This is a genomic window from Roseovarius gaetbuli (assembly GCF_900172365.1).
GTDB classification, from domain to species: domain Bacteria; phylum Pseudomonadota; class Alphaproteobacteria; order Rhodobacterales; family Rhodobacteraceae; genus Roseovarius; species Roseovarius gaetbuli.
In genome coordinates, this window is the sequence record NZ_FWFJ01000009.1 from 45,020 (window position 1) to 67,347 (window position 22,328).

Sequence of the window (22,328 nt, forward strand, 5' to 3'; positions counted from 1 at the left end):
ATGCCATGCCAGAACACAGCGCCACAAAACAGCTTTCCAGCCCCGACGCCACCTGCGCCTTTGCGCAGGCAATGGCGCCCTTGCTTAAGGCCGGGGATGTGATTTTATTGTCGGGCGGCGTTGGCGCTGGTAAAACCCATTTCGCGCGCTGTCTTATTCAGGCGCTCTTGCCCGCGCCCGAAGATGTGCCCTCGCCGACCTATACGCTGGTGCAAACCTATCCGGGTAAGACCGCCGAAATCTGGCATGCCGACCTTTACCGGCTAAGCGATCCTTTCGAGGTGATCGAACTTGGCCTGACCGAGGCATTTTCCGACGCAATCTGCCTTGTCGAGTGGCCGGATCGTCTTGCCGATATGGCCCCAAAGACCGCGCTTTGCCTTGCCCTTGAGCCGGGCGAAGAAGACGACCAACGCCTCTTGCGGCTCAGCTGGTCCGATGCAAATTGGAACGACCGGGTAGAGGGGCTTTGCCATGACTGACCGCGTTCTCCTGCAACAGGCGTTTATCGCGCAAACCGATTGGGCCGATGCCATCATAGCGCCACTTGCTGGCGATGCGTCAAACCGTCGGTATTTGCGCCTGACGCGGGCCGCGACGGGCGAGACCGCCGTTTTGATGGATGCACCCCCCGAAAAAGGCGAGGACGTGCGCCCGTTTCTGCACATCGCGCGTTACCTTACCGGGCTTGGCCTGAGTGCGCCGCGCATTCTGGCCGAGGACACGGAAAACGGCTTTTTGATCCTCGAAGACCTTGGCGACGCTCTTTTTGCGCGGGTCATCCCAAAGGATGCCAACCTTGAACTGCCGCTCTACACTGCCGCAACCGATCTTTTGGCAGAGCTTCACCGTCATGCCCCGCCGCCAAACCTTGCCGCCTATTCGCCCGGTGTGATGGCCGATATGGCCGCATTGGCGTTCGATTGGTATCTGCTTGGTGCGACCGGCGATATCGGCGCACAACGGGGCACTTTTCACGCCGCCATCAAGACCTCCCTGAGCACGCATGCCTCTGAAACCAACGTTCTGATCCAGCGCGATTACCACGCGGAAAACCTGCTTTGGCTTGGTGATCGAGCAGGCGTCGCGCGGGTTGGTCTTTTGGATTTTCAGGACGCGATGCTTGGTCACCCAGCCTATGATCTTGTCTCGATCCTTCAAGATGCCCGGCGCGATGTTCCGCCTGCGATCGAACAGGCCATGATCGCCCGATATATCGACAAATCCGGCGCCGATCCCGAGACGTTTGAAACCGCCTATCGCTGTCTTGGGGCGCAGCGCAACCTGCGTATTCTCGGGGTGTTCGCCCGGCTTTGTATGCGCGACGGCAAAGCGCATTACGTCGATCTCATCCCCCGTGTCTGGGCCCATCTTGGGCACGACCTGTCGCACCCGGCGATGGCGCCTGTCGCCGAGATTGCCCGCGCTGTACTTCCGCCGCCAACACCCACGATTTTGCAAAGGCTCAAAGATCTATGCGCAAGCAAACCCACCCGGTAATGCTATTTGCTGCGGGGTTCGGCACACGAATGGGCGCGCTGACCGCCGATCAACCCAAGCCGCTTGTCCGCGTGGCGGGAAAGCCGTTGATTGATCACGCGCTTGATCTGGTTCGCGACTATGGTGCAGACCGCGTTGTCGCCAACCTGCATTATCTGCCTGATCTTCTTGAGGCGCACCTTGCCGACGCTGGCGTGGCGCTGTCGCATGAGTCCCCTGATATCCTTGAAACCGGCGGCGGGCTTCGCCATGCGCTTCCGGTTTTGGGGGCCGGGCCGGTCATCACCATGAACACCGATGCCGTCTGGCGCGGGCCAAACCCGCTTGACCACCTTGCCGCGCTTTGGAACCCTGACAAGATGGATGCCCTCTTGCTTTGCATCCCCAAGCCACAGGCGATTGGCCATGCTGGTGTCGGCGATTTCATGATCAAGGATGACATGCGGGCAAAACGCGGCCCCGGCTCGATTTATTCCGGGGTTCAGATCATCAAGACCAATCTGTTGCACGACATCCCCGAGTCCAGTTTTTCGCTTAACCTCTTGTGGGACAAGATGCTGGCCGAAGACCGGCTTTTTGCCACGGCCTATCCCGGAACATGGTGCGATGTTGGTCGGCCTGAAGGCATCAAGCTTGCCGAAGATATGCTTGGTTGGTCCGATGTTTGAGGCAAGCGACACGCCACGGGTCTTTGGCCTGCCGCCCGGCGTCGATTTCCCGCGCGCCTTGGTGGATGGTCTGATTGCACGCCACGAAGGTCAGCCGCCCGAGGCCCTGGCGCGGGTCCGGTTGATCGTAAACACCAAACGCATGGCGCGGCGGATCCGTGACCTGTTTGATCAGGGTCCGGCGCTGTTGCTTCCGCAAATCAGCCTTGTCACCGATCTTGGCGAGGGCTGGGACCTTGGGCAAATCCCCGATCCAGTGCCGTCGCTGCGTCGGCGGCTGGAACTGGTACAGCTTATCTCGGCGCTTCTGGATCGTCAGCCCGACCTTGCCCCGCGCAGCGCGATCTTTGATCTGGCCGATAGCCTTGCCGCCCTGATGGATGAAATGCATGGTGAGGGCGTTTCGCCCGACGTGATTGACGATCTTGATGTCACCGATCAATCGGGCCATTGGGCGCGTATAAAATCATTCTTGGGCATTGTTCGTCACTATTTTGACGCTGGCTTTGATCAGCCAGATGTTGAAACCCGCCAGCGCCTTGTCATTGAGCGGCGTATCGAGCAATGGCAAAACGATCCGCCACAAGACCCGATTATCATTGCCGGGTCCACGGGTTCGCGCGGCGCAACACAGCTTTTGATGCAGGCGGTGGCGCGACTGCCGCAAGGCGCGGTGGTGTTTCCGGGTTTCGATTTTGAGATGCCCGATCACGTCTGGACCTCGCTTGAAAATGCGATGCTGTCCGAGGATCATCCGCAATACCGGTTTCACCGTTTCGCCGCGGGCGCCGGAATTGCCGCGCGCGACATCAAACCCTGGTCGGATGTGGTGCCAGACACCGCAAAGCGCAATGCAATCGTGTCGCTTGCGCTTCGCCCGGCGCCGGTGACCGATCAATGGCTGCGCGACGGCCCGAACCTAAGCGATATTCCCGGCGCGTTGCGAAACGTGACCCTTCTCGAGGCGCCATCGACCCGAATCGAGGCCCTGGCAATTGCAATGCGCCTGCGCGACGCGGCGGAAATGGGCAAAACCGCCGCGCTGATTACCCCTGACCGTATGTTGACACGACAGGTCACGGCGGCGCTTGATCGCTGGAATATCCTGCCGGATGATAGCGCCGGGCTGCCGCTGCATCTGTCGCCACCGGGGCGATTGTTGCGCCATGTTGCCGACCTGTTTCGTCATCGCCTGACCGCCGAGGCACTTCTGACGCTTCTCAAGCACCCGTTGACGCATCGCGGCAGTGACAGGGGCGAGCATCTGCGTCTTACGCGGGAATTGGAATTGCACCTGCGCCGACACGGCCCGCCCTATCCGACAGAGCAAAGCCTTAGGCTTTGGGTCGATGGGCGCAAAGACAAGATGGCGGCGCACTGGGTGGATTGGGTCTGTGGCTGCTTCACAGATAGGGACTATTCGGGCGAAATTGCCCTTGTTACCCGGATCAAGGCGCATATCACGCTGGCCGAAAAGATTGCCCAAGGCAGCGCTGGCGACGGTAGCGGAACGCTCTGGCAAAAGGATGCCGGGCAAGAGGCGCAACGAGCCGTCACAGAGCTTTCTTCCGAGGCCGAGGTTGGTGGCGCCCTGAACGCCGCCGATTACGCCAGCCTGTTTCACAAGATCCTGGCCGCCCGCGAAGTGCGCAACCCGATTGAACCGCATCCGAATATCCTAATCTGGGGAACGCTTGAGGCGCGGGTTCAGGGCGCCGATCTTTTGATCCTGGCCGGTCTCAACGAAGGGAGCTGGCCCGAAGCGCCAAAACCCGACCCCTGGCTTAATCGCACCCTGCGCCATCAGGCGGGGCTTTTGCTGCCAGAGCGGCGGATCGGCCTATCCGCGCATGATTTTCAACAGGCGATCGCCGCGCCCGAGGTCTGGCTAACCCGGTCGGTGCGCTCTGATGATGCCGAAACGGTGGTGTCACGCTGGCTTAACCGGATTCAAAACCTGCTTTCCGGCCTGCCGGATCAGGGCGGCGTTCGGGCGCTAGAGGACACACGCAGGCGTGGGCGTGACTGGCTCGATCGGGTCGCACAGTTGGAAGAGCCGGGATTTGAGCCATCCGCAAAGCGCCCTGCCCCCTGCCCGCCAACCGAGGCACGGCCAAACCAGCTCTCGGTGACGGAAATCAAGCGGTTGATCCGCGATCCTTATGCGATTTACGCCCGCCACATTCTTCGTCTGCGCCGTCTTGATCCACTCATGAAAATGCCCGACGCTTTGTTGCGTGGCATTGTTCTGCATGAGGTCCTTGAATGCTTTGTCCGCGAGACCGTTGAAGACCCAGCGCGCTGCACGCGTGCCGTCTTGATGGATAAAGCAGTCACTATTCTGGCTGCAAATGTGCCCTGGGCCGAGGCGCGCGCGCTATGGCTGTCGCGACTGGAGCGGGTTGCGGATTGGTTTATTGACCACGAACTTGGGCGTCAGGTTCTGGCCAGGCCAACCTTGTTCGAGGCCAAGGGCAAGGCCGGGATGCCCGATCTTGGCTTCACGCTCACGGCAACGGCCGACCGACTTGATCTTGATCGCTATGGCAACCTTCACATTTACGATTACAAAACCGGGCAGCCGCCCAGCAAGAACGAACAGAAAGCCTTTGACAAACAGCTCTTGCTTGAGGCCGCTATTGCCGAGCGCGAAGGCTTTGGCGAGATGGGACCGACCAAGGTGGCGCGTGCGGTTTTCATCGGCCTTGGGAGTGGTGGGCAAGAATTGGATGCGCCCCTTGAAGAAGATCCGCCAGAGAAGGTCTGGGCAGAGTTTCATGACTTGATTGCGGCCTATATGGACCCGGCAAAGGGCTATATTTCCCGCCGCGCGCCCCGAAATAGCGACGATCAGGGCGATTATGATCAGCTTGCTCGCTATGGCGAGTGGGATATCACTGATGCGGCCGATTTGACGGATATGGGCAAATGAGCGAACGCAACGACGCCACCCAACGCCAGATTGATGCCGCGCGGCCGGACCGCTCGACATGGCTTTCGGCTAATGCCGGCTCTGGCAAGACACGGGTTTTGACCGATCGCGTTGCGCGGTTGCTTTTGGATCAGGTCGACCCGCAGCATATTTTGTGCCTCACCTATACCAAGGCCGCCGCCAGCGAGATGCAAAACCGGTTGTTCCGGCGCCTTGGGGCCTGGGCGATGTTGGCGGATGACGACCTGATCGACGAGCTGCGCGATCTTGGCTTCGAAGGCGCAATCACCGCCGAGACGCTGCAAGAGGCGCGGCGCCTGTTTGCCCGAGCCATTGAAACGCCGGGCGGGCTCAAAATTCAGACGATTCATTCGTTCTGTGCCTCGCTGCTGCGTCGTTTTCCGCTAGAGGCCGGCGTGACACCACAGTTCACCGAGATGGAAGATCGCACCGCCACCCTTTTGCGCGGTGAGATCGTTGAAGAGCTTGCTGAGGGGCGTGGCGCAGAGGTGTTTTATGCGCTTGCGCGTCACTATTCCGGCGAAAGCTTTGACAAACTGACCGCAGAAATCGTTCGCCATCGGGCGGCGTTTGACCAAGACCTGAGCGATGCCCGGCTCGCCGAAATTTTCGAGCTGCCCGCAGAGCTTGATCACGATACGATCACATCGCGGGTGTTTCTAGGCAATGAACAGGCGCTGTTGGATCAGATGCTACCCGCACTGAAAGCCGGATCAAAGACCGACATGACGGCGGCGGAAAAGCTAGGCAGGCTCACACGATTCGAGTTTGGTACGCTACCGATCTTAGAGGGTGTTTTTCTAACCGGCGCAGGGGCCAATTCGCCATTTTCGGCCAAGATAGGCACTTTTCCAACCAAGGCCACGCAGGGCGCTCTTGGCCCGGTGATGGAGCAAATCAATCAGTGGATGCTTCGGGTTGAGGATGCGCGAAACGCACGGCTGTCATTGATCGGCATGCAGAAAACCCGCGCGCTTCACGATTTTGCACGGCTTTTCCTTCCTGCCTATGAGCGCGCCAAACAATTGCGCGGCTTACTGGATTTTGACGATCTCATCCTGCGGGCCCGCAACCTTTTAACCAACCCCGATGTTGCCGCCTGGGTTCTGTTCCGCCTTGATGGCGGGATTGATCATATCCTTGTCGACGAGGCCCAGGACACAAGCCCGGTGCAATGGCAGGTAATCGAACGCTTGGCACAAGAATTTACCAGCGGCCAGGGCGCACGGCCCGATGTGTTGCGGACAATTTTCGTTGTCGGCGACAAGAAACAGTCGATCTATTCGTTTCAGGGCGCCGATCCCCGAGAATTTGATCGCATGCAACAGGATTTCGAGGCGCGGCTTTCCGCGACGGACTCGCCATTGCAGTCCTTGGTTCTGGCCTATTCCTTTCGATCGTCCCACGCCATTCTGTCGGTAGTCGATCACTGTTTTGAAGACGCCCAAGAAAGCGGTTTTACGCCGGAAGAGGGTCACAAAGCCTTTAAAGAGGCGCTTCCCGGCCGCGTCGATCTCTGGCCGCTGGTCGAGAAACAGGATCAGGACGAACCCCCCGAATGGCACTTGCCCGTCGATATCCGCACCCCCAATGATCCGGCGATCATTCTTGCCCGCCAGATTGCCCGCAATATCCGCAGGATGATCGACAGCAATCAGGCGATCCCGGATGAAACCGCGCATTCAGGCTTTCGTGCGGTGCAGCCCGGTGATTTCCTTATCCTTGTCCGCAGGCGCTCCGGGTTTTTTCACGAGGTTATCCGCGAATGCAAAATGCAGGACCTGCCAATCGCCGGGGCGGACCGGCTTAAGGTCGGAGCAGAGCTTGCCGTGCGCGATCTTGCGGCGCTTTTGTCCTATCTCGCCACGCCCGAGGATGACCTGTCGCTGGCAACTGCGCTTCGCTCGCCGCTTTTTGGCTGGACCGAGGCAGAGCTTTACAATCTCGCGCAGGGGCGCAAGCAACGCTATCTTTCCGCCGAATTGCGTGACCGTGCGGCGGAATACCCCGAGACCAAACGGATTTTGGATGACCTGACCAATCAAGCCGATTTCCTGCGCCCCTATGACCTTATCGAGAGGATTTTGACGCGCCATAACGGGCGGCAGAAACTCTTGGCGCGGCTCGGGCGCGAGGCCGAGGATGGCATTGATGCTCTCTTGTCCCAGGCAATGGCCTATGAACAGCGCGCCGTCGATAGTCTGACCGGGTTTCTGGTCTGGATGGAAACCGACGACCTTGAAATCAAACGTCAGATGGACAGCGCGGGCAATCGGATCAGGGTAATGACCGTGCATGGCGCGAAGGGGCTTGAGGCGCCGATTGTCATCCTGCCCGATACGGCGCGGCGAAATCCGCCAACCATGGGCCAGATCGTGACAGCGGAGGATACCGCCCTCTGGACCGGGAAATCAGACGAGATGCCGCCCGCCATTCGCACCGCCACGGAGGTCGCGAAAGCCGCGCAGGTGGCGGAACGAGACCGCCTTTTGTACGTTGCGATGACACGCGCGGAAAAGTGGTTGATCGTGGCTGCCTTCGGCGATTTGGGCAAGCAAGGCGACACATGGTACGACAAGATCAAGCGGGGCATGCAAAAGGCCGGGGCCGGGTCCTTTGACTTTGCCACAGGGGCCGGGTTGCGGCTTGAATATGGGAATTGGGCCGAAACAGAGAATGTAATTACGCAAAAGAGCGAGTCTGAGATTGCTCCGCTTGCCGCACATTTTTACCGCCCCGCACCAGAAGTCGCAACAAAGCCAAAAACGATCAGCCCGTCCGAGATGGGCGGCGCCAAGGCGCTTGCCGGTGAGCGTGGGCTTGACGAAGAGGCCGCCAAACGGCGCGGTCGCCAGGTTCACCGCCTGCTGGAATTCCTGCCGCTTGTGCCAGCGCAGGATTGGCCCGACACCGCCGCGCGCCTTTTGCAAAAAGGCGGTGATGGCGCGAGCGGTGACGAGCTTGCCTTGCTCCTCGGCGAGGCCGAAGAGGTTTTGACCAAACCGGGGCTTCAGCCGCTTTTCGCCGCCTCCACGCTGGCCGAGGTTTCAATCACCGCAAATCTTGATCCGCTCAACGGCGCGCGTGTTCATGGCACGATTGACCGGCTGATTATCGAAGCCGACCGCATTCTTGCGGTTGATTTCAAAACCAACGCGATGGTTCCCGATACGCCAGCGGATTGTCCCGACGGGCTTTTGCGGCAAATGGGGGCCTATGCGCACGCGCTGGCCACGATTTACCCTGAGCACAGGATTGAAACCGCCATTCTTTGGACGCGCACCGCGACACTCATGCCGCTACCGCACGATCTTGTGACAGATGCGCTCAACACTACCCAGATCGCTTGACGCGCGACGCCTCGCTACCTAGGTTCACGGTCGAAACCCTGATCCCTAGGAGAGATTACAATGGCCACCGTTGCCGTCACCGACGATACATTTGACGCCGAAGTCAAAAATTCCGATATCCCCGTCGTAGTGGATTTCTGGGCCGAATGGTGCGGCCCCTGCAAGCAGATCGGCCCGGCATTGGAAGAGCTTGCCGCCGAAATGGGTGGTAAGGTCAAGATCGCCAAGATTGATGTCGACAGCAATCCAAATTCTGCCGTCGCCATGGGCGTGCGCGGCATTCCGGCGCTGTTCATCTTTAAAAACGGCGAGGTTGTTTCGAACCGCGCGGGCGCCGCACCCAAGGCCGCGCTGAAAAGCTGGATCGAAGAAAGCCTCTGAGCCTTTCACTATTCACTGTTAGGGGTCGCGCGGGTCGCGGCCCCTTTTCTTTGCCCTCAAAACACGCATGATCCCCTTATGACCCTGACCAATACAGATATTGTCGAGCTGACAGGCTTTCGCCGTAGGCTTCATCGCTTTCCCGAGGTGTCGGGTGAGGAAAAAGAAACCGCAGCGCGCATTTGCGCAATGCTGGCGCAACACTCGCCGGATCAGACGATCACAGAGCTAGGGGGCCACGGGGTCGCTGCTGTTTTCAATGGTGCGGACGAGGGGCCGACGGTTCTGTTTCGTTGCGAGCTAGATGCCCTGCCCATCTTCGAAACATCCGACATATCGCACCGCTCGACCATTCCCGGAAAGGGGCATCTTTGCGGTCATGACGGCCACATGACGATCATTGCGGGCCTTGCACGAATTCTGTCCAGAAACCGCCCGGCGCGAGGGCGCGTCGTGCTGTTGTTTCAACCGGCCGAAGAAAATGGCGTCGGTGCTGAAGCGGTGATTGCCGATCCTAAATTTGAGACTATTGCACCTGATTTTGCCTTTTCGCTGCATAATATGCCGGGCCTGCCCCTTGGACATGTCGGTCTAAAGTCCGGTCCGGTAAATTGCGCGTCGCGCGGGATGCGAATTACTCTATTTGGAAAATCTTCGCATGCGTCAGAGCCGGAAAAAGGCAACTCGCCAATGCCGGTCCTATCTTCGCTCATGCCTGCGCTGACCGCTCTGAGTGAGGGCCTGCCAGAGGATGAGGATTTTGCGCTCGCCACGATAACGCATGCCCAAATGGGTGCGCCCGCTTTTGGAATTGCGCCCGGCGAGGCCACCCTTTTCGTGACCCTGCGCACGCTGGTCGACGAGCGGATGCAGGCACTTTGTGATCGCGCCGGGGCGCTTTTGGCCGATACGGCAAAGACCCACGGATTGCGCGCCTCGCATAGCTATGAGGATGTGTTTTTGCATTGCGAGAATGGCACGCAGGCAACCGCGATCATCGCCAGGGCGCTTGATGCACTTGGAATCAGCCATGATGAACGCGGGCTTCCGATGCGAGCCTCGGAAGATTTCGGGCGGTTTGGGCATGACGCCAAATCGGCAATGCTTTTCCTTGGTGCTGGGAAGGATCACGCGGCGCTACATAACCCCGATTATGACTTTCCAGATGACCTTATCCTACAGGGCGTTCGGATATTCGAGCGGATTACCCGCGATCTTCTGGGGTAGCGCGGGCCTTGCGCCCCGGCCCTGCCCCTTCCATATAGGTCCAAACGGAACGGAGGCCTCATGAGCAACGATTTTCCCGGATGGCACGGCACCACGATCATCGGTGTCAAAAAAGGTGGCAAGGTTGTGATCGCCGGTGACGGACAGGTCAGCCTTGGCCAGACCGTGATCAAAGGCAGCGCCCGCAAGGTGCGTCGTATTTCGCCGGGTGGCTATGATGTGGTTGCCGGTTTTGCCGGCTCCACCGCCGATGCCTTTACCCTTTTGGAGCGGCTCGAAGCCAAGCTAGAGACGACCCCCGGCCAGTTGCAACGCGCGAGTGTCGAGCTTGCCAAGGACTGGCGCACCGATAAGTACCTGCAAAAGCTTGAGGCGATGTTGATCGTGACCGACGGTGACGAGCTTTACGTGATCACCGGCGCCGGTGATGTGCTTGAGCCCGAGCACAGCGTGGCCGCAATCGGATCGGGCGGCAACTATGCCCTCGCCGCTGCGCGCGCTATGATGGATAGCGACCGCGATGCGGAACAGATCGCCCGCGCCGCCATGGCCATCGCCGCCGATATCTGTGTTTACACCAACGGCAACCTGACGGTGGAGAGTATTTCAAAATGACCGACCTGACCCCGCGCGAAATCGTTTCCGAACTTGATCGTTTCATCATCGGCCAGAGCGACGCCAAGCGCGCCACCGCCGTGGCGCTGCGCAATCGTTGGCGGCGCAAACAGCTTGGTGATGATCTTCGCGATGAGGTCTATCCTAAAAATATCCTGATGATCGGACCCACCGGGGTTGGCAAAACCGAGATCAGCCGCCGCCTGGCTAGACTTGCCCGTGCGCCCTTTATCAAGGTCGAGGCGACGAAGTTTACCGAGGTCGGCTATGTCGGGCGTGATGTCGAACAGATCATCCGCGACCTGGTGGATATCGGCATCGCCGAAACCCGCGAGCATATGCGCGAAGACGTCAAAACCCGCGCCCACGAGGCCGCCGCCGAACGGGTGATCACCGCGATTGCCGGCGAAGATGCCCGCGACGCCACGCGCGAGATGTTTCGCAAAAAACTTAAGGACGGCTTACTTGACGACACCGTGATCGAAATCGAGGTGGCCGATACGTCTAACCCGATGGGCATGATGGATATCCCCGGCCAACCCAGCGGCCAAATGGGCATGATGAACCTTGGCGATATCTTCGGCAAAGCCTTTGGCGGGCGCACCACGCGCAAGAAGGTTAGCGTTGCGGAGAGCTATGAATTACTTATCGGGGAAGAGGCCGACAAGCTTTTGGATGATGAAACCGTGAACAAGGTCGCGCTTGAGGCGGTCGCGCAGAACGGAATCGTGTTTCTTGACGAGATCGACAAGGTTTGTGCCCGATCCGATGCGCGCGGTGCCGATGTGTCGCGCGAAGGGGTGCAACGTGACTTGCTTCCGCTGATCGAGGGCACGACGGTCTCGACCAAATATGGCACGGTGAAAACTGATCATATCCTGTTCATCGCCAGCGGTGCGTTTCACATCGCCAAGCCGTCCGATCTCTTGCCCGAACTTCAGGGTCGCCTGCCGATCCGGGTCGAACTTCGCCCCCTGACCGAGGCGGATTTCGTGCGGATTTTGACCGAGACCGACAACGCCCTGACCCTGCAATATACCGCCCTGATGGGCACCGAGGATGTGACGGTTTCCTTCACCGAAGACGGCATCGCCGCGTTGGCCAAGATCGCCGCCGAGGTCAACCAATCGGTCGAAAACATCGGCGCACGGCGGCTTTACACGGTGATGGAACGGGTGTTTGAGGAGCTGAGCTTTAACGCGCCGGACCGCTCTGGTACCTCGGTCACCGTCGATGCCGATTTTGTCGAAAAGAACCTTGGCGAGTTGATGCGTTCGGCTGATCTGTCGCGGTATGTGCTCTAGTAGGGTTTTATTGAATCGATTGAATCGGACGCTTCCCCCTTCGGCTTTTGAAGGGTAACACTCATTCCATGGTTGTGTTGTTCCTGATCCTGTTTGTCTCGCTGGCAGGCGTCGCCGTGGCGCTTTTTCTGCCCGGATATGGCGATCTGATTCTGATCGCCGCTCCCAGCGCAATCGCGGCCTTGTTCCTCTGGATACGCGCGGCCGTTCGCGGGCGCAAATCCGCAGAGAACTGGGTTTTGATCGACGGGTCCAATGTCATGTATTGGAAGGACAACACGCCAAAGATTGAAACATTGCGCGAGGTGATCGCCTATCTCAAGGGACTCGAGCACACACCTGCCGTCGTTTTTGATGCCAATGCGGGTTATCTCTTGGCTGGCAAGTATCAGCACGATTACGCGATGGCCAACCATCTGGGCCTGACAGAGGAATGCGTGATGGTCGTACCCAAGGGCACCGTCGCCGACACTTTCCTTTTGACTGCGGCCCGCGATTTCAATGCTCCGATCGTGACCGATGACCGATACCGGGATTGGAAAGAAGACTTTCCCGAGATCGCGCAACCGGGGCGGCTTATCCGTGGCGGCTATCGAGAAGGGGCGCTTTGGCTAGAAGCAATAGAGCCGCCGGTTCCAGCGTGATGTTTGCCCAAAGGTAGCGCCCTGCCCTTCCCTTTACCCACGTTTCGCGCGACGTAAGGGATATGTCGATTCTCGCCTTCCTTCGTGACAATGCGCCCTGGCTTTCGGCCGGGGTGTTGCTCACGTTTCTGTCGGGCTTTGGGCAGACCTATTTCATTTCCATCTTCGCTGGCGAGATTCGAGAGAGTTTTGCGCTTAGCCATGGGCAATGGGGCGGGATTTATACGCTTGGCACGACGGCCTCGGCGCTTGTCATGGTCTGGGCCGGGGGGCTAACCGATCGGTTTAGGGTGCGTGCGCTTGCGCCGGTGATCCTGGTGATGATGACCGGGGCCTGTCTTTTCATGGCGCTCAACCCGGTTTGGGGGCTCTTGCCGGTGGTGATCTTTTCGCTTCGGTTTACCGGTCAGGGCATGATGAGCCATATTGCCGTGGTCGCCATGGCGCGCTGGTTCGTGGCGGCGCGGGGCAAGGCGCTTTCGGTGGCGACGCTTGGCTTTGCGGTGGGCGAGGCGTTCTTGCCGCTGATCTTTGTGTCACTTTTGCTGGTCTATGACTGGCGGATGTTGTGGCTGGTGGCGGCGAGCATAGCGGTGCTTGGCATTCCGCTTTTGATGCTCTTGCTGCGCCGCGAGCGCACGCCGCAATCCTGGGCACAGACGAGCCAATCGCTTGGTATGGAAGAAATGCACTGGACCCGGCGACAAACGCTAGGGCATTTCCTGTTTTGGTTCATGGTGCCGGCGCTTTTGGGGCCGGCGGCGTTCAACACCGCGTTCTTTTTCCATCAGGTTCATTTCGCCGAGGTCAAGGCAGTTGCCCATGTCGAACTGGTCGCGATGTTTCCGATCTATACGGCCGTTGGCATCGGGGCGATGATCCTGTCGGGTTGGGCACTTGACCGGCTTGGCACCGCGCGGCTTTTGCCGTTCATGCAAATCCCGATGGTGGCGGCATTCCTGTTTTTTGCCTTTGCCGATGGGACGGCCATGCTTTTACTTGGGTTCATGTGTCTCGCCCTGACCACCGGTGCCAATAGCACCTTGCCGAATGCGTTCTGGGCCGAATTTTACGGTACCGCCAATCTTGGAAGCATCAAGGCGATGGCCACCGCGATCATGGTGCTTGGCTCGGCGATCGGGCCGGGGCTTACAGGGGTGGCCATCGATCTTGGGATTGGGATTGAAACGCAATATGTCGTTGTGGCCGGGTATTTCGTCTTTACCACGGTGATGATGACCATCGGCGTGAGACGCGCGCGCCCCTTGTTATCGCTGACGCCGTAGATAAACGTAATAGGCGCCGCCACCGCCATGTTTCAAATGCGCCTCTGTGATCTGCAAGACAAGCGGCGCAAGCGGGGCCATCCGCAACCATTGCGGCACATTATGGCGCAGCACGCCCTGGCGCACCGGGATCGGACCGCCGGTATCGCGATCCTTGCCCTTGCCGGTCACCACGAGGACAAGCCGTTTGCCCGCCGCATGCGAGCGCAGGATAAACCCGGTTAGCGCCGGATGCGCCTGTGCCATGGTCATGCCGTGAAGGTCGATCTTGCCTTCGGGGATAAGCTTGCCGCGCTTGAGCCGGGCAAAGGCCTTTTTATCCATCGAAACCGGCGATGCGGCGATGCGCTCGGAAATACCGGGCAACACATCATGAATATGGCCCGCTGTCGTGGTCTTCTCGCCAAGCGTAAACTCTTCGATCCGGGGGCGTTCCTTAACTTTGGGTGGTTTCTTGGAGAGGCTATCGGCCAGAGGCTGTGGTTTTTCGGGCTGTTCGGGATTAAGGCGCCGTGCCGTGCGTGCAACCTGATGCCAAAGCTCAAGATCTTCAGGTTTGACGCGACGACGGCTCACGGGTTTTGCTCCGGCAACATGGCATAGGCGCGCTGGATCGGCATCAGCACCACCATCCGCCCCGGATCGCGCAGGCGCCCGGCGGCGCGCCCCGCCGCATCGCCGGTGCCAAAGAAAATATCCGCCCGCTGCGGCCCCTTGATGGCAGATCCGGTATCCTGCGCCACCATCAAACGATGGATCGGGTCTTTGCCGCCCTTCTCAACCCAAACCGGCGCACCAAGCGGCACGTAAGACGGATCGACCGCCACCGTGCGCCCGCTTGTCACCGAGCGGTTCATCGCGCCAAGCGGGCCAAGATCAGCGGCGACATCGCCGATCCGGCGGAAAAAGACATAGGATGGGTTGTGAAACAAAAGCTCTTGCCCGTCTTCGGGGTTGCGCCGCACCCAGTTCTTGATGACCTCGGCCGAGACCTGATGCACGTTGTAAACACCGCGCCGCACCAGCTCGACCCCGATCGAGCGATAGGGATGCCCGTTGGCACCGCCATAGCCGACACGGATCACGCGGCCGTCCTCTAGGCGAATGCGGCCCGATCCCTGAATTTGCAGAAAGAAAAGCTCTACCGCGTCATCGACCCAGGCGATCTCAAGGCCCTGCCCGCGCATCACATCGGTGGTTTCGATCTCTCGCCGGGTCAGCCATGGATTTGTCATTTTGGCCGCGCGTGGCTCGCGGTAAATCGGATAACGATAGCGCGCACTCGGGCGCAGCGCGCCCTGAAGCTCTGGCTCGAAATAGCCGGTGAAAAGCGCGGGCTTGCCTTCGCTGATCATGACCGGACGAAAGAAAAGCTCGAAAAAGGCCCGCGCGTCCGGGCCTTGTTGTGCCAGGGCGCAGAGCGCGCGCCAATCGGGGTCTTTCATATCCGGACAGGTGTTCAGAAAAACTTTGAGGGCCGTGGAATGATCATCCTCGGCCCAACCGTTCAGGTCTTTGAATTCAAGGATATCATGGTCCTGTGCCATCGCCGGTGATCCCAGCCAAAGCCCAAGCCCTAGAAAAATACCCCGAAGCGCGCGCGTCATTCGCCCGTTGCGATAAGCCGCCAGTTGGGGTCATCCGATCCCATCACCCGCTCGTATGTCCAGACGTCCTTCTGACGCTTGGACTGACCGGGCTCACCTTCGACAATTTCGCCATCCTTGTCGCGCACCACCGAAATAAGCTCGCCCACACATTTGACGGTGATCGCGGCACGCCGGGTCGCCTGATCAAAGGTGGCATCGGTCAGCGCAAGTTCACGAATGCCGACAAATTCCGCCTCGATGGTCAAGCCTTGTTCTTCGCGGGCATCCACCACCTGGGCAAAGGTTTCATAGACGTCCTTGTTGAGAAACGGCGTGATATCATCAAGCTTGCCCTTCTCGAAGGCCATCAGGATCATCTCATAGGCCCCGCGCGCGCCCTGCAAAAAGGTTGTCACGCTAAAGTCGGGCTCGATCCGCTTCATATCGGCAAGCGCACCGGCGGCGTCGGAATCTTCGGGGACATGATCAATGATGTCATGATCCGGCCCGCCTTCGATCACCTCGAAGTCGCGGCGGTGGCTTTTTTCGGGGGCAGTTTGCGCGCGAGACGTATCTTCAAACCCGTCGCGGGTTCCCAGAACGCTTTTCAGCCGCAAAATCAGAAAAATGGCGATGCCGACAAGCACCAGTAACTGTAAAATGGGCGAATTCATGGGCACCTCTTGTTGTGCGGGGCATGGTAAGGTTCGTCGCTCGTCCTTATGTAGGTGACGTATGCAGCCAAGTCCACCTTATGGGCCGTAAAACAAAGGAGTGGCATAGCATGTGGTTATTTCTGGCTTTCATAGCGGTTCCGCTGATCGAAATTGCCCTCTTCGTTCAAGTGGGGGGTGCGATCGGCCTTTTGCCGACGCTGGCGATCGTCGTGATCACCGCCATACTCGGAAGCTGGCTTATCCGCAGGCAGGGCGCGATTGCGATGTCGAACCTTCGGCAATCGTTTTCCGATCTCGATGATCCGTCGGAACATCTTGCCCATGGCGCGATGATCCTGTTTGCCGGCGCGCTTTTGTTGACGCCGGGGTTTTTCACCGATGCTATAGGGTTTTCTCTCATGGTGCCCTCTGTGCGGCGCGCCGTGTTCAATTTTATCCGCGCCCGCGTCAAGGTCGAGCGGTTTGAAATGGGGGGTCAGGCGCCCCGTGATCCGCGCCAACCCCATCAGCCCGATATCATCGAAGGCGAATATCAGGAGGTTGAGCCGCCCAAACGACCGACCCATGGGCCGTCAGGCTGGACAAAGCATTGAGCAGCGCAAACCATCCTGCTAAGCGATAGCCAAAGTATTTTGGACCTTCAGGAGAGACCAGACATGGCCGAAGAACAAAACGGTGCCGCCCAGGCAGCCCCGCAAGTCAAGATGAATACCCTGTCACAGTTCGTGCGCGACCTGTCGTTTGAAAACGTCCTTGCCCAGCGTGGCACTGGCGGCGAAGTTCAGCCCGACGTTAGCGTTGCCGTCAACCTTGATGCCAAAAAGAGAAGCGTCGAGCATCAGTATGAAGTCTCGGTCAAACTTAACATCACGTCGAAAGACAAGACCGCGAATGAGCCGCTTTTCGTGATGGAAATGGATTATGTCGGCGTTTTCCACATTGAAAACGTGCCGGACGATCAAATTCATCCCTTCCTTCTTATCGAATGCCCTCGGATGATCTTCCCGTTCATTCGCCGCATCGTCAGCGACGTGACCCGCGATGGTGGCTTTCCGGCGCTTAACCTTGAAAACATTGATTTCATGCAACTTTATCGCAATGAGATCACCCGCCGTCAGGCCCAGGCAGACGGTCAGAAGGCCGACGCCTAACCAAGCTTTTTCCAAAGCGCGCCGTCGCCCATCTTGTCGACAAAGGCTTGATGGGCGGCGGCTTCTTCTTCGGTGATCCGGGATACAAGTCGTGTCTGGCGCGGCTGTGGGCGCCAATCCTCGCCACCATCCTGTTTTTGGTCTCGACTGCTGGTTTGCGCGTCGGCAAGCACAAGATCAGGCTGACGACCGCCAATCAGCTCAAGGTAAACCTCTGCCAGAATCTCTGAATCGAGCAAGGCGCCGTGCAAAGTACGCGCGCCGTTATCAATCGAAAATCGGCGGCACAGCGCATCAAGCGAGGCGGGCGAACCGGGAAATTTCTTGCGCGCAATGGCCAGCGTATCAATCGCCTGCTCCCAAGGTAGCTGACGCATTTTAAGCCAGCCAAGCTCGGCGTTGAGAAATTTCATGTCAAATGCCGCGTTGTGAATCACAAGCGTGGCATCTTCGACGAAATCCAGAAATTCCTGTGCAATGTCGGCAAAGAGCGGTTTGTCGCGAAGAAAGTCGTCGCCAAGGCCGTGAACCTCGAACGCGCCCTGCGGCATGGCCCTCTGAGGGTTGATGTACTTGTGAAAGGTGCGGCCGGTCGGCATGTGATTATAGAGCTCGACGGCGCCGATCTCGACAATGCGGTCGCCTTGCTCGGGCTCGAATCCGGTTGTTTCGGTATCAAGGACGATTTCACGCATCGGATATCTTCTTTCTGATCTCGGTCAGCACAGCCTGCACCTGTTCGCGCGCATGCTCAAGTGTGTCGGTCTCGATCACGTAATCCGCGCGGTGTCTCTTGATCTCATCAGGCAGTTGTTTTTCGCGGATCGCGTCAAACTGTGCCTCGCTCATTGTGCCCCGGCTTAACACCCTTTCCCGCTGGAGTTGGGGTGAAACAGTGACACAAACGACCGCATCCATGGATTTGTCTCCGCCTGTTTCAAACAGAAGCGGAATATCGAACACACAGATGTCATCGCTACAGTTTTGCAAAAAGTCCTCTCGGTCCAAGGCCACCAGCGGGTGCACGATTTTCTCGATTTCCTGCAAAGCGCCAGGATCTTCGGAAATGATGTCTTTCAGCCGCGCACGCGACACCGCGCCATCCTCAATTGCCGTTGGAAACCTTGCCGCGATCGGGCCCACAGCAGCGCCGCCATTTGCGTATAACCGATGCACCGCCGCATCCGCATCCCAGAGCGCGCAACCTTCTTGCACAAACATCTGCGCAGTCGTCGACTTTCCCATTCCGATAGAGCCGGTCAGCCCAAGTTTGAAGGTCATCGCAAGACCGCGGCGCGTGTTGCGCTATCCACCGTCGGGCGAACGCCGAACCAGCGTTCAAATGCCGGGACGGCCTGATGCAAGAGCATTCCAAGGCCATCAACCGTGACACATCCCGCCTTTTCCGCCTCGATCAACAGCCGTGTCTTGAGCGGCGCATAGACGATGTCGGTCACCAATGTGCCCTTGCGCAAGCCATCCAGGGGCACCCGTAAAGGCGGTTTCCCCAACATGCCAAGCGATGTGGTGTTCACCACGGTCACAGCTTCTTCAAGCATATTGCCGGCCTGAACCCAATCAACCACCTGAATGCGTTTGCCAAACTCGGATTGAAGCGCCTCGGCGCGCACGCGGGTGCGGTTTGACATCAATATCTCGGGCACGCCAACATCCAAGAGCGAGGCAACAATCGCCCGTGCGGCGCCGCCGGCGCCAAGAACGGCGGCGGGGCCGGATTTCGGATCCCAATCCGGCGCATTCTGGCGCAGGTTCTGAATGAACCCATACCCATCCGTATTATCGGCGTGAATCTTGCCATCCTTGCGAAAGATCAAGGTATTCGCCGCCCCGATCAAGGTTGCGCGATCGGTCACAAGATCGGCCAGTTCCAACGCAAGCTCTTTGTACGGCACGGTGATGTTCACCCCGACAAACCCCATCTTCGGAAGGGTCTTAAGGACATTTTCAAGATCATCAGCCGCCACGTCCATCGGAATGTAATACCCTGGAATTCCAAGTGTCTTGAGCCAGTGACCGTGAAGCTGCGGCGATTTCGAGTGGGCGATCGGCGATCCGATGACGCCAGCCAGAGGAATTTTTGCTTGGCTCATTGTTCGATGTCTCCTCGTAGCGTCAAATAGGATAGCAGGTCCAGCAACGGCAGGCCCAGTACAGTGAAGTAATCGCCTTCGACGCGGGAAAACAACCGTACACCTTCTTCTTCTAGCTTATAGGCCCCAACCGAATGTCGGATACTCTCCCAATTCCGCTCGATATAGCCATCAAGGTAGGCGTCGGAAAACGATCGCATTGTCATGCGTACAACACCGACATGCCGCCAAATCGCCTTACCGCCCTCACAGATCACCGCAGCCGACAAGAGGTCATGGCGCTTACCCCGCATATCACCAAGCTGCGCGCGGGCCTCTTGGGGGGTGGCAGGCTTTGATAAAAGTCGGCCTTGAAGATTCAGAACCTGATCACAACCGATCACCAATGCATCGGGGCGTTTCGCACTTACTTTTGTTGCCTTCAATTCGGCCAGTGCATCGGTAATATCGCGCGGTGATGCGTCCTCGGCCAGCATGGAACTTCGAACCGTTTCTTCGTCAACGCGGGCGGCAACGACATCGAAATCCAACCCGGCGTTTCGCAAAAGCGTTTGCCGAATGTCAGAGGTGGAGGCGAGAATAAGAGGCTGAGGCATGTGGATAACCCATGGGAAAGATTACCTGGTTATTAAGAACAATTACCCGGTAAATCCATCCCAGCCTGATTTTCCACCGTATTACCCTGATCTCGTGTGCTTGTCAGAGGTTTTTACCTCTGTGGGAAAGGATAAAGGGATGTTGTGTATTCTAGCCTGTAATTCAAAGTTATCCTCTATTGGTGAATGATCTATTAAGCTTTAAGTTTTAGTATAAGCCCTAGAATTAAAGTAATAATTTTGACTTATGTTTTTTCGAAAACTTGATGCCTTTAAATCGTACACAGAGTTATCCACCTGTTTTTAACCCTGTTGAAAACCCAATAATCCACAGAAATTAACCTGCCTAAATAAAACAACAATCTTTCTTATATATCTTTTAATTATTAGAAAGGCAGGAACCCGAGCGAGGATAGACATGCCTGATTTCCTGATCACCCTTTATCCCTGGATCAAGGCCTTTCATGTCATGTCGGTGATATCTTGGATGGCAGGGCTGTTCTATCTGCCTCGGCTGTTCGTCTATCACACCGAACAATCGACGCCTGGCGATAGCCGGGATGAAGTGTTTCAGGTCATGGAAATGAAATTGCTCAGAGTGATCATGAATCCGGCAATGGTGGCCACATGGCTTTTCGGGATCATTCTTGTGCTGACCCCCGGTGTTGTCGATTGGTCGGCGGTCTGGCCGTATACCAAGATCGTCGGCATCTTTGTGATGACTTGGTTTCATCATTGGCTTGGGTTGCGCCGCAAAGAGTTTGCCAGCGGCCAGAACACCCGCACAGGCCGTCAGCATCGCATGATGAACGAGGTCCCTACCCTTGCCATGGTGGTGATCGTTCTTTCGGTCGTGGTGCGGTTTTAAGGCCCTCATTGACGAAACGGGGTTTGATGCGTATGTAGCGGTCAAGCGCCCGTCCGGGTGGCCTGTTTTCCATTACTGAATGATACATGCGCCCATCGGGTGCAGCTGAGGGTTTTCCCATGACCGAAGAACGTCTGAACCTTGCCGATCTCAAAGCGATGACCGCGAAAGATCTTCTTGCGATCGCAGAGGACCTTGAGATCGAGAATGCCTCGACCATGCGTAAGGGCGAGATGATGTTCTCGATCCTCAAAGAGCGGGCCGAGGATGGATGGACCGTTTTCGGCGATGGCGTGCTTGAGGTGCTTCAGGATGGGTTCGGGTTTTTGCGCTCGACCGAGGCAAACTATCTTCCGGGTCCCGATGACATCTATGTTTCCCCGGATATGATCCGCCAATATTCGCTTCGCACCGGCGATACGATTGATGGCGAGATGAAACAGCCCGATGAGACTGAGCGGTATTTCGCCCTGACGTCTGTAACGCAGATCAACTATGAAGACCCCGAAAAGGCACGTCACAAGATCGCCTTTGACAACCTCACACCGCTTTATCCGGATGAACGGATGACGATGGAGATTGAAGATCCGACCATCAAGGATCGTTCGGCGCGGGTGATCGATCTTGTCGCGCCGATTGGTAAAGGCCAGCGGTCGCTTATCGTGGCTCCGCCGCGGACGGGTAAAACCGTCTTGCTTCAGAATATCGCGAACAGCATCGGCAAGAACCATCCCGAATGCTATCTGATCGTTTTGCTGATTGATGAACGTCCCGAAGAGGTCACGGACATGCAGCGCTCGGTCAAAGGCGAGGTTGTCAGCTCTACCTTTGATGAGCCCGCAACACGCCACGTTGCCGTATCCGAAATGGTGATTGAAAAAGCCAAGCGTCTGGTCGAGCATAAACGAGATGTTGTTATTCTTCTCGATTCAATCACAAGACTTGGTAGGGCTTACAACACAGTTGTGCCGTCGTCAGGCAAAGTTTTGACCGGTGGTGTCGACGCTAACGCGCTTCAACGTCCCAAGCGTTTCTTTGGTGCGGCGCGTAACATCGAAGAAGGTGGATCACTTACCATCATCGCAACTGCCCTGATTGATACCGGAAGCCGGATGGATGAGGTCATCTTTGAAGAGTTCAAAGGTACCGGCAACTCGGAAATCGTGCTTGATCGCAAGGTTGCGGATAAGCGGGTGTTCCCCGCCATCGACATTCTGAAATCAGGAACCCGGAAAGAGGATTTGTTGATCGACAAACTCGATCTTCAGAAAACCTTTGTTCTGCGCCGAATTCTCAACCCGATGGGCACAACCGATGCCGTCGAGTTCCTGCTGTCCAAGTTGAAGCAGACCAAGTCGAATGCAGAATTCTTTGACTCGATGAATACCTGATTCAGCCACCATAACGG

General features: G+C 57.7%; 22 protein-coding genes. 15 read left to right on the forward strand and 7 right to left on the reverse strand.

Going from position 1 to position 22,328, the window contains the following annotated elements:
* Nucleotides 1–5: 5 nt before the first annotated feature.
* The 11 genes from tsaE to ROG8370_RS06590 all read left to right on the forward strand — a co-directional run bounded on the left by tsaE (nt 6) and on the right by ROG8370_RS06590 (nt 13,928).
* On the forward strand, nt 6–482 hold the full coding sequence (gene tsaE, locus ROG8370_RS06540; protein WP_085826278.1) for a tRNA (adenosine(37)-N6)-threonylcarbamoyltransferase complex ATPase subunit type 1 TsaE: 477 nt from the start codon (nt 6–8) through the stop codon (nt 480–482).
* Nucleotides 475–1,500: an aminoglycoside phosphotransferase family protein gene (locus tag ROG8370_RS06545; protein WP_085826279.1), complete on the forward strand. Its 1,026-nt coding sequence runs from the start codon at nt 475–477 to the stop codon at nt 1,498–1,500. Before tsaE ends, ROG8370_RS06545 begins: the two co-directional genes overlap by 8 nt.
* A complete protein-coding gene (locus tag ROG8370_RS06550; RefSeq protein ID WP_085826280.1) occupies nt 1,476–2,168 on the forward strand; it encodes a nucleotidyltransferase family protein in 693 nt (230 codons plus the stop codon). The genes ROG8370_RS06545 and ROG8370_RS06550 overlap by 25 nt, the downstream gene beginning before the upstream one ends.
* Nucleotides 2,161–5,100, forward strand: coding sequence for a double-strand break repair protein AddB (gene addB, locus ROG8370_RS06555; protein ID WP_085826281.1), 2,940 nt, complete (start codon nt 2,161–2,163; stop codon nt 5,098–5,100). The genes ROG8370_RS06550 and addB overlap by 8 nt, the downstream gene beginning before the upstream one ends.
* Nucleotides 5,097–8,471, forward strand: a complete 3,375-nt coding sequence (gene addA, locus ROG8370_RS06560) for a double-strand break repair helicase AddA (protein ID WP_085826282.1) — start codon at nt 5,097–5,099, stop codon at nt 8,469–8,471. Before addB ends, addA begins: the two co-directional genes overlap by 4 nt.
* 60 nt (nt 8,472–8,531) lie before the next feature.
* On the forward strand, nt 8,532–8,852 hold the full coding sequence (gene trxA / locus ROG8370_RS06565; RefSeq protein WP_085826283.1) for a thioredoxin: 321 nt from the start codon (nt 8,532–8,534) through the stop codon (nt 8,850–8,852).
* 78 nt (nt 8,853–8,930) lie between these two features.
* Entirely contained in the window at nt 8,931–10,079 is a 1,149-nt protein-coding gene (locus ROG8370_RS06570) for an amidohydrolase (protein WP_085826284.1), read from the forward strand.
* A gap of 60 nt (nt 10,080–10,139) precedes the next feature.
* Nucleotides 10,140–10,694 (forward strand): ATP-dependent protease subunit HslV, encoded by a 555-nt coding sequence (gene hslV, locus ROG8370_RS06575; RefSeq protein ID WP_085826285.1) that lies wholly within the window; start codon nt 10,140–10,142, stop codon nt 10,692–10,694.
* Nucleotides 10,691–11,998, forward strand: coding sequence for an ATP-dependent protease ATPase subunit HslU (hslU, locus tag ROG8370_RS06580; protein ID WP_085826286.1), 1,308 nt, complete (start codon nt 10,691–10,693; stop codon nt 11,996–11,998). The genes hslV and hslU overlap by 4 nt, the downstream gene beginning before the upstream one ends.
* 68 nt (nt 11,999–12,066) lie before the next feature.
* The gene (locus ROG8370_RS06585) at nt 12,067–12,642 is read left to right on the forward strand and encodes an NYN domain-containing protein (RefSeq protein ID WP_085826287.1); all 576 of its coding nucleotides are present in this window, start codon (nt 12,067–12,069) and stop codon (nt 12,640–12,642) included.
* Between the two features lie 62 nt (nt 12,643–12,704).
* Nucleotides 12,705–13,928 carry an MFS transporter gene (locus ROG8370_RS06590; protein ID WP_085826288.1) on the forward strand — a complete coding sequence of 408 codons (1,224 nt, stop codon included), beginning with the start codon at nt 12,705–12,707 and terminating at the stop codon, nt 13,926–13,928.
* Here the strand turns inward: ROG8370_RS06590 and ROG8370_RS06595 are convergent.
* From ROG8370_RS06595 to ROG8370_RS06605, 3 genes are read right to left on the reverse strand one after another with little or no spacing between them, the layout of a single operon-like run.
* Nucleotides 13,911–14,504: a Smr/MutS family protein gene (locus tag ROG8370_RS06595; RefSeq protein ID WP_085826289.1), complete on the reverse strand. Its 594-nt coding sequence runs from the start codon at nt 14,502–14,504 to the stop codon at nt 13,911–13,913. The genes ROG8370_RS06590 and ROG8370_RS06595 overlap by 18 nt on opposite strands.
* Nucleotides 14,501–15,535, reverse strand: a complete 1,035-nt coding sequence (gene mltA / locus ROG8370_RS06600; RefSeq protein ID WP_085826290.1) for a murein transglycosylase A — start codon at nt 15,533–15,535, stop codon at nt 14,501–14,503. Before mltA ends, ROG8370_RS06595 begins: the two co-directional genes overlap by 4 nt.
* A complete protein-coding gene (locus ROG8370_RS06605; RefSeq protein ID WP_085826291.1) occupies nt 15,532–16,191 on the reverse strand; it encodes a Tim44/TimA family putative adaptor protein in 660 nt (219 codons plus the stop codon). Before ROG8370_RS06605 ends, mltA begins: the two co-directional genes overlap by 4 nt.
* Nucleotides 16,192–16,301: 110 nt before the next feature.
* Here ROG8370_RS06605 and ROG8370_RS06610 point away from each other — a divergent pair, with 110 nt between their 5' ends.
* Complete coding sequence (locus tag ROG8370_RS06610) at nt 16,302–16,787, forward strand: FxsA family protein (RefSeq protein ID WP_085826292.1); 486 nt, start codon at nt 16,302–16,304, stop codon at nt 16,785–16,787.
* 63 nt (nt 16,788–16,850) lie between these two features.
* Complete coding sequence (secB, locus tag ROG8370_RS06615) at nt 16,851–17,345, forward strand: protein-export chaperone SecB (protein ID WP_085826293.1); 495 nt, start codon at nt 16,851–16,853, stop codon at nt 17,343–17,345.
* Here secB and dnaQ read toward each other — a convergent pair.
* From dnaQ to ROG8370_RS06635, 4 genes are read right to left on the reverse strand one after another with little or no spacing between them, the layout of a single operon-like run.
* Nucleotides 17,342–18,040, reverse strand: coding sequence for a DNA polymerase III subunit epsilon (dnaQ, locus tag ROG8370_RS06620; RefSeq protein ID WP_085826294.1), 699 nt, complete (start codon nt 18,038–18,040; stop codon nt 17,342–17,344). The genes secB and dnaQ overlap by 4 nt on opposite strands.
* Nucleotides 18,033–18,626, reverse strand: a complete 594-nt coding sequence (gene coaE, locus ROG8370_RS06625) for a dephospho-CoA kinase (RefSeq protein ID WP_085826295.1) — start codon at nt 18,624–18,626, stop codon at nt 18,033–18,035. Before coaE ends, dnaQ begins: the two co-directional genes overlap by 8 nt.
* A complete protein-coding gene (locus ROG8370_RS06630; protein WP_085826296.1) occupies nt 18,623–19,456 on the reverse strand; it encodes a shikimate dehydrogenase in 834 nt (277 codons plus the stop codon). Before ROG8370_RS06630 ends, coaE begins: the two co-directional genes overlap by 4 nt.
* Nucleotides 19,453–20,052 (reverse strand): Maf family protein, encoded by a 600-nt coding sequence (locus tag ROG8370_RS06635; protein WP_085826297.1) that lies wholly within the window; start codon nt 20,050–20,052, stop codon nt 19,453–19,455. The genes ROG8370_RS06630 and ROG8370_RS06635 overlap by 4 nt, the downstream gene beginning before the upstream one ends.
* A gap of 418 nt (nt 20,053–20,470) precedes the next feature.
* Here ROG8370_RS06635 and hemJ point away from each other — a divergent pair, with 418 nt between their 5' ends.
* Both hemJ and rho read left to right on the forward strand, forming a co-directional pair.
* Nucleotides 20,471–20,920, forward strand: a complete 450-nt coding sequence (gene hemJ / locus ROG8370_RS06640; protein ID WP_085826298.1) for a protoporphyrinogen oxidase HemJ — start codon at nt 20,471–20,473, stop codon at nt 20,918–20,920.
* Nucleotides 20,921–21,039: 119 nt separating this feature from the next.
* Nucleotides 21,040–22,311, forward strand: coding sequence for a transcription termination factor Rho (gene rho, locus ROG8370_RS06645; RefSeq protein ID WP_085826299.1), 1,272 nt, complete (start codon nt 21,040–21,042; stop codon nt 22,309–22,311).
* Nucleotides 22,312–22,328: the final 17 nt, after the last annotated feature.